This window comes from Chryseobacterium sp. DZ-32, from assembly GCF_059587025.1.
This window is the reverse complement of the sequence record NZ_JCAIOM010000005.1, coordinates 289655-296947: the sequence shown is the minus strand read 5'-3', so window position 1 is coordinate 296947 and position 7293 is coordinate 289655. Positions and strand designations below refer to the sequence as shown.

General features: G+C 33.8%; 7 protein-coding genes. 3 read left to right on the top strand and 4 right to left on the bottom strand.

Features of this window, described 5'->3' with window-relative positions; genetic code table 11:
- Positions 1 to 594 precede the first annotated feature (594 nt).
- Both AC59HC_RS07905 and AC59HC_RS07900 read right to left on the bottom strand, forming a co-directional pair.
- A complete protein-coding gene (locus AC59HC_RS07905) occupies positions 595 to 1689 on the bottom strand; it encodes a hypothetical protein (RefSeq protein WP_429815422.1) in 1095 nt (364 codons plus the stop codon).
- Between the two features lies 1 nt (position 1690).
- Complete coding sequence (locus tag AC59HC_RS07900) at positions 1691 to 2509, bottom strand: RNA polymerase sigma factor (protein ID WP_227941650.1); 819 nt, start codon at positions 2507 to 2509, stop codon at positions 1691 to 1693.
- Positions 2510 to 2874: 365 nt separating this feature from the next.
- Here AC59HC_RS07900 and AC59HC_RS07895 point away from each other — a divergent pair, with 365 nt between their 5' ends.
- On the top strand, positions 2875 to 3099 hold the full coding sequence (locus AC59HC_RS07895; RefSeq protein ID WP_227941649.1) for a helix-turn-helix domain-containing protein: 225 nt from the start codon (positions 2875 to 2877) through the stop codon (positions 3097 to 3099).
- 474 nt (positions 3100 to 3573) lie between these two features.
- On the opposite strand, the gene AC59HC_RS07890 is transcribed toward AC59HC_RS07895, so the two are convergent.
- Positions 3574 to 4554, bottom strand: coding sequence for a sterol desaturase family protein (locus AC59HC_RS07890; RefSeq protein ID WP_496558401.1), 981 nt, complete (start codon positions 4552 to 4554; stop codon positions 3574 to 3576).
- Positions 4555 to 4565: 11 nt separating this feature from the next.
- The gene (locus AC59HC_RS07885) at positions 4566 to 5138 is read right to left on the bottom strand and encodes a lysoplasmalogenase (RefSeq protein ID WP_496558402.1); all 573 of its coding nucleotides are present in this window, start codon (positions 5136 to 5138) and stop codon (positions 4566 to 4568) included.
- 582 nt (positions 5139 to 5720) lie between these two features.
- Here AC59HC_RS07885 and AC59HC_RS07880 point away from each other — a divergent pair.
- Entirely contained in the window at positions 5721 to 5909 is a 189-nt protein-coding gene (locus tag AC59HC_RS07880; protein ID WP_496558400.1) for a hypothetical protein, read from the top strand.
- Between the two features lie 63 nt (positions 5910 to 5972).
- Positions 5973 to 7121 carry a cation:proton antiporter domain-containing protein gene (locus tag AC59HC_RS07875; protein WP_496558399.1) on the top strand — a complete coding sequence of 383 codons (1149 nt, stop codon included), beginning with the start codon at positions 5973 to 5975 and terminating at the stop codon, positions 7119 to 7121.
- The last annotated feature ends 172 nt before the right edge of the window (positions 7122 to 7293 follow it).

Here is a 7293-nt window from a genome sequence, read left to right as displayed (position 1 = left end):
TGTGTTGTCATAATACTTAATCTGTTTTAAAGTTATTTAATTTGATATAACTGTCAGATTAAGTATTGACTAATTCAGGTTATGCTAAAAAATCTCCACCTTGCAGGTCGTATTTTTCATCATAAACTTGCTTTTTAAAATCTTTCATAATGAATTTTGTGCTTTCTTTTTTTCCTTTTTCTTTTGAAAAATATAATTAATCGTCAGAATTAGGGTAAGAACTCCAAAATTTTCAATGGAAAAAACAATTAAACGACTATTAAAATTGGAAATATATTTGTTTTTAGATCCTTTTAGAATATTTATTACAGCATTAATAATTTAGCCAGATAACTCTATTTTGTTCAGTTAAAAAATTATATTTCGTTTCTTCCTTTTTGAGAAAGAAATTTCTTCTGATTGAGTCAAGAGCTAAAGCCTCTTGTTTTATTCAAAACTTTATTGTAAAGCGTTTTGTGTTTTTCTCTTATATATTTTCTGTTCAATATTACAAGTAAAAAAAGAACCCACGCCGTTGTATATACTATTATGTATTTAGTGAGAGTTCATAACCTCACCCTACGGGTTTACAAGCACCCTCGTTATTTTTTTTAGCTATCCAATGATTAATTCGATACCAGCTTTTTCTGCTTTATATTTTATTTTGGTCTGTAATTCATAATAACTCCAGTTGCGAAGCACAAATTCCTGTTCTTTTGCGATACCAATTTTGTCCTCTTGATTTTTAAGAATTAGTGTGCCCGCCTGTTGCTGGATGCAGAAATCGATAAGTTTCCGGCTGTACACATGAAGTCGATGACTTACATATCGGCTCTCCAAATTTTCAGTTTTATACAATGCCTTTTGTTTGCGTTTAGCTCCTTTTCCAGAGCGCGCATAGGCAATACTGGATTGAATTCTCTTTTGACTTGCCTGAATGGCAAGCCTGCGATATAAAAACTCTTCTTTTGTGCCAATATTGATTCGTACATTGCCAGTTTTTGCAACTATTGGATGTTCCAGAGACAAGGAAGCCTCAGCGATGATTTCGGGTTTTAAATGATTCTCTTCTTTTTCAAATTCAAATACTGCAAGCCAATAGATTTTCCCGACTTTCAGCTGTATCTGTGATGTGCAAAGTTTTATTTCTCCCCTTAAAAGACGTTCCATTACTAAGCGCTTATCGGAGAAGTCTCTCCCTAAATATGTTTTAACGGGAATAGCAAACATGTTGAAACAAAACGCTTTCTTGTCAGGATCATACTTCATTTTGCTGATACATTTAACCGGAAGCGGAATGGGGATGTCTCTTTTATAGTTTCTAAGTGATTTTAAGCCCTGCCAGTAGTCGGCTTTGTTTTTAGAAAAAGTAGATTGAATGGTGTTATTAAGACTTCCCAGAATATCGGTCGGGACCTCTCCTTTAAAATGGTCAAATACCATACGTGCCGTTGTGTTTGTTTTCGAACGTGTAAATATTCCCAATTGATCTTTGTTTGCATCGGCCAGCTTATATTGGATTTTTTCTGTGAGGTAAAAGAAATCCTTAATCATTTCCTGAACATACAGATGGGAAACGATTAAATTAGCCGCTCGGAAACAGCGGTTCTGATAACGGTAGAGTTTTTCCCACATCTCTTTTTTTTCATTACTTGGAACGTCGATCAATAGCTGAATTTTTCGGGTAAGTGTAATCGTTGATTTTTCCATTTCAAAAAGGGATTTGAGAGGTATTTCGATTTTGTAGAAATTGATAAGCATATAGAAATTCCCGGTGGACCTGCTTTTCAGAAAGTTTGAGTTCCTTGGCAATTACTATGAAAGAAGATTTTTGTTCAACCCTCCTTTTTAATATCTCTAGCTGTTGACTACTAAGTTTATCTGGCTGCTCTTCATTACCGGAAGCTTTTTTCTGTGGCTCGAAAGACGTTCCTTTAATGATTTTCCGCAGATCATCTATGGCTCTGTTAACTTCGTTGCTTATATCTTTCACACTGCTTCCCATTGCTTCTGCAATTGGTTTATACCGGAAGCCATATTCAAGGCATAGTTTGATTAGCTGTCTTCTTTTGGGGTTTATCACCTTTAAAACCTTATTAACTTCATCAAAATCTTTTTGAGCGGATTCCTGACGTAGAAGATGTTCCTTGTCTTGCAGAGGATCATATCCGACAAGGTAATCCTGATAATTCTCAAAACTTTCAAGTGAAGCCGTTAAGCGAGCGAATTTATTTTTTGGAGCATTGAAATACGATATACAGTCTCTTTTCAAAACAAACCGTAAAAAGCCAAGAATATGATTCGGGGTTTCAATGGAATCACGGTGTAGCCAAAGTTTGAGAAATGTATCCTGAACAAGTGTTTCTACTACAAAATCATCCTCAAGCATTTGTCTTCCGAGCCACAAAAGAAGTCTTTTATATCGTAAATAAATATGTTCTAAAGAGGTTGGATTACCTTTTTTCAGCAGTTCATATAGCTGGTTATCATTTAACATGCGGGGCAATGGTAATGAATCTGTACTTTTCATAAGCAGTGTATTAGCTGAATTATTGCTGGAAGGAACTGCTTAGATAAAAAGAATTCACTACATCTTGCTCAAAAGAAAAGGCGTGGAACTCAACTTATTGACTAGAGGTACTGGTATACCCGTGTACGATAAGAGAGCCCACGCCGCGGTCGTGAGCTAATTTACTTATCTTCTCGTACACATAAAATTACCAGTTTTCTAGTCGAGAATCTAAGCAATAGCTTCGATTATTTTTTTGAAGTATTGCAAAGTTACCATTATTGTAACTTATTTAGCAAATATAAAACATTTTTCTTTATGTAGGTTAATTCGACTACAATAATTTATTTAGATTTTATCATTTTTTCTATTCAAAGTTAACTGCGATGGATAAATTAGAATTTAGAATAGCATTTGGTAAAAGAGTTGAGAAGTTTAGAAAAAAGTTGAGTTTGAGTTATAGAGAGTTGGCTCAGAAATGTGATGTAGATCATAGTAATATTAGTAAAATAGAAAAAGGGGAAGTAGATCTTAGAATTTCTACTATTCAAGAGTTAGCCAAAGGACTAGATGTGCATCCACAGGAGCTATTTGATTTTAAATTAAAATAAAAAAACTACTCTTAAACAATTTTTTAAATAAATAAATGAATGAAATACTAATGACAATTGGTATTTTATTGTCTTATAAATGTAATGAGAGTATTTTAAGTATTAAATCAGATCAGAGAACTAAATTTTACTTTGTGATGTAGCTCATAGATACTGAATAGGGAAGGGCTTGCTGATGGAGCATTGCTTGAAAATTCTGGTCACAATTAAAAAATGATTCTATGACAAATACATTAATAATAGATTTTTTATATTTGTAATTCGAAACTAAAGAGTTCTTTAGTCAAGATTTAAGATTTTGCAGAATATAAATATAGAGTTGTGTCAAATTCGTGGCAATTGTCTGGATTGTATTTTAATTATTCCATATTCAGATAGTTTTTGTTGCCAAGTTCGAATCCCTCACTCTCCGCTTAGGGGACGTTTATTTATTAACGTCTCCTTTTTTTATGTCCTAAATGGCTTGATTTCCGGTCAATTCATCTTTTCTTCTAATTCCCGCTTCAAAGTAGAAATCCGCTCATCTTTATCGTTATGATGCCAGCCCGGAGCATTGAATATATACCCCAGTTTCGCTTTCCATGTCGGTGCATTCCGGACATCCTTTATCATATTTCCAAACTCATCAAAGACGATATGAAAAACATTATAAGTATGAATATTATGATAGATTCCGTAATCCGTCGTTTTCTTTTCTTCCGCTTTGTATGTGCCGAAAAGATGATCCCAAATCATCAGAATGCCCCCATAATTATTATCTAAATCCTCAATTTTTCGGGAATGATGCACCCGATGGTTGGATGGAGAATTGAATACTTTATCGAAGCACCCTAATTTTCCAATAGCATTGGTATGCGGCCAAAATTGAAAAATCAAATTAAACTGATGCATCATAGCCACCATAATAGGATGAAAACCAATCATGATAAAAGGGATATACCAAATGTCCCGATATATAATTTCAAACCATCCCTGACGCAATGCAATAGCAAGACTCAAATGAGTAGCCGAGTGATGATTGACATGACCTGTCCAGAATAATCTGATTTTATGACTCAACCGATGATGCCAGTAAAAACCAAAATCCTGAACAATCATAACCAATAACCACAACCACCAGTGATCTGCATGCCATTGTAAAGTGAAGAATTTATTGAAATCTTTGATCCCGAAAATATCGGTAAGTCTAAAATGATTGTAAATCCAAAAAAAGTAGGATAATGATATAGCTTTCATCCCAAAGTCTAACATTACTGCCCCTATCCCCAATCCGATACTCGATACATTATCTTTGATGAGTCTTTTTGTGAATACTTTTTGAGGAATCTGATACAAAAATATTTCCCCTACTATCAACAAGATAAACACAGGAATAAAATAAGTAACAGGATCAGTAAAATCCAATGGATAGAATAGGGCAATACTATGAAAAAACCGGTTATCTTTTCTTTTCATAAGTCTTGATTTTATCGGATAATTCTGTTCTTTTTTTCAATACCAACCACTCCCAGCACCAAAATCAATTGGGCTAAAACATAAGTAATCATCACAACAAGTTCTTTCCCAATACTACGCTGTACAAACATATTAATGGCCAATACAGAATCTGATATTACAAACAAAACAGCTCCCAGGATTAATAATAAAGAATAAGTTCTGATACTAAAATACAGCATCGTAGCAATGGTAATTCCGTAAATCACCACGGGGATCTTCATTTCGTTTAAATAAGGAAATATATAGTAAATAAATGAGCCTAAATAAAGCAAAACAAAGGGAAGCCAAATCCAGACATTTTTCTTTTTAATCCTTAAAAAATAAACGATGTAACAAATATGAGCCAACAAAAAGCTTCCCAAACCGGGCATAAATCCCCATCCAAATAACAAAAACACATCACCCAAAAAGCTCAGAATTAATCCAGATAAAAACCATTGGTTGATCCGAAATACATTTTGTTTAGCATAAGTAAAATAAAACCAGATAATAACAGGTAACAACAGTGGTTTGGTAAAAAACCGCCAGGAACTATGATCCATAGCAATAAATACTAAGTCAAATGCAAAAACAATGGAAAGAAGGGCTAATAACAATTTGATATTGAAAGATTTTATCATGGTATTATTTATCTTTTTACTTGTTACAATATCGATATCTCAGGTTTGCACCAAATTATTCTATATTCGACACTTAGCTCAGATTGTTAAATTACAAATAAAATGAAGATAAAAATACTTTTGAAATGTAAAATACAATGCATCACACTTTAGTTTATTTTATATTTTAGAAATACACTATTATTTGAAATATTGTTTAAGTTTATACAGTTTAATCACATCTTTTCCAAAGTAATTTTCGAATTTTTTGGAAAATTCTTCATCCTTGAACTTTAGGGTTGCATGACTACTATCAAAAGTGTTAAAGATGGGATTAGGAGTTCGACAGGGCTCCCTTGCGTTTAGGGAGACGTTAATAATAAACGTCTCCTTTTTATGACCTAAATTGCTTGATTTCCGGTCGGCTATACCCTGGTAGCTTGGTCTGGATTTTGTATTCAGATTTGAAAATAACTAATAACCAAAACATGTAATAAGTTAGAGTTTATTATTAATAATTTTGTTATGATAATCAATGAAAATTTTTTACTGGAGTTCGGTGCAGAATGTTTTGACTTTTTTCCTGAGAAGGTCTTATGCAATAAAGATGAGATCACTCTTTATTTTTTTTCAATTAAAAACAGTATAGTTGAACTGATCGGTTACCACAAGGATGGTACAGACCTCAATATTCTTCACACAGACAGAATTTGAGGAAATTCAACATAAGACAATACTATTAAATACGAAATTATCTCAATCTAAAACGTTATCAATATGCTTTGGACTGTATGTATTTTGTGTATGACCATCTTAGGACTGATGTTTTTACTGAAGAAATTTAATCAGCCCTATCTTATTGCCTATATTGTTGCCGGGGTGTTATTGGGGCCTTATGTACTAAAGCTATTTAACAAACCGGAAGAAATAGAAACGATTGGCGAAATAGGAATATTACTGCTGATGTTTTTTATCGGAGTGGAAATCAATATTCCCAATAAAAAGAGCCTTATCATTAAGCCATTATTGGCTCAGGGGATGAAAATACTCTTAAGTTTTATATTTGCGTATTTTGTGGGTGAATTACTCCATCTGAATATTGAAAGTGTGCTCCTCATTGCCATTCTGTTTATGTTCAATAGTACTGCAGTGGTAGTCGAGTTTCTGAAGAAGCACGGAACCCTGCATACTGCCTTTGGAATCATTATCCTCAATATTTTGTTATTACAGGATCTACTTCTGGCTCCGGTGCTCACGGTGTTGAAATTTTGGAATAGCAAAGAGTTCAGTATATTGAATATGATGCTTCCGATAGCGATATGTCTCGGCATTTTTTTGATATTCCGGAAAATCAGACATCTGAAGGAAATCAAATTGTCAAGTACATTCCTTGAAAATGACCATGAGCTTCAGGTATTTTCAGGCTTACTGATCTGTCTCGGCTTTGGTCTTATAGCAGAAACGGTAGGTATGAGTGCTGCACTTGGAAGTTTTATGGCAGGGGTCTTAGTCGGAAAAATTCAGGCATTTCAATGGCTGGAACATTCCTTGCTTCCATTCAAGGTTTTCTTTGTGGCATTGTTTTTTGTATCCATTGGTTTACGGCTGGACATCAATTATCTGTTATCGAATTATAAGCTGATCACGATAGGAACTTTAATTGTACTGATAAGCAACAGTATTATGTCGGCTCTCTTTTTCAGAATGCTGAATTTTAAATGGCAGGATAGTTTTTATGGAGGTGCTCTGCTTTCTCAAACAGGTGAATTTGGAATACTGGCTATTTCGATTGCTTACAAAACCGGTATGGTAGAGTACGATCTTTATAAAGCCGGCCTGGGTATTACCTGCTTATCACTTTTATTGTCCACAATATGGATCAGTTGCGGTACGTTTTTCAGGCTTCGTAAAAATTTTTCGTATTGAGAATAAAGAATAAAAACAAAAGAGTAATGAATGTTCTAAGGATCAGGGTTTTGTGTCAGAAATTCTGAAAAAATGACAGAAAACCGGAAAAAATTTCATTCGAACTCAAATGGTATTTTTTTTGTAAAATTTTATGTACAGCTGGCCAGCTGACGTGTTTTTAATGATTGTT

Coding starts and splice junctions, on each gene's coding strand:
- AC59HC_RS07905 (WP_429815422.1), bottom strand. CDS start 1,689: ATGGAAAAATCAACGATTACACTTACCCGAAAAATTCAGCTATTGATC.
- AC59HC_RS07900 (WP_227941650.1), bottom strand. CDS start 2,509: ATGAAAAGTACAGATTCATTACCATTGCCCCGCATGTTAAATGATAAC.
- AC59HC_RS07895 (WP_227941649.1), top strand. CDS start 2,875: ATGGATAAATTAGAATTTAGAATAGCATTTGGTAAAAGAGTTGAGAAG.
- AC59HC_RS07890 (WP_496558401.1), bottom strand. CDS start 4,554: ATGAAAAGAAAAGATAACCGGTTTTTTCATAGTATTGCCCTATTCTAT.
- AC59HC_RS07885 (WP_496558402.1), bottom strand. CDS start 5,138: ATGGATCATAGTTCCTGGCGGTTTTTTACCAAACCACTGTTGTTACCT.
- AC59HC_RS07880 (WP_496558400.1), top strand. CDS start 5,721: ATGATAATCAATGAAAATTTTTTACTGGAGTTCGGTGCAGAATGTTTT.
- AC59HC_RS07875 (WP_496558399.1), top strand. CDS start 5,973: ATGCTTTGGACTGTATGTATTTTGTGTATGACCATCTTAGGACTGATG.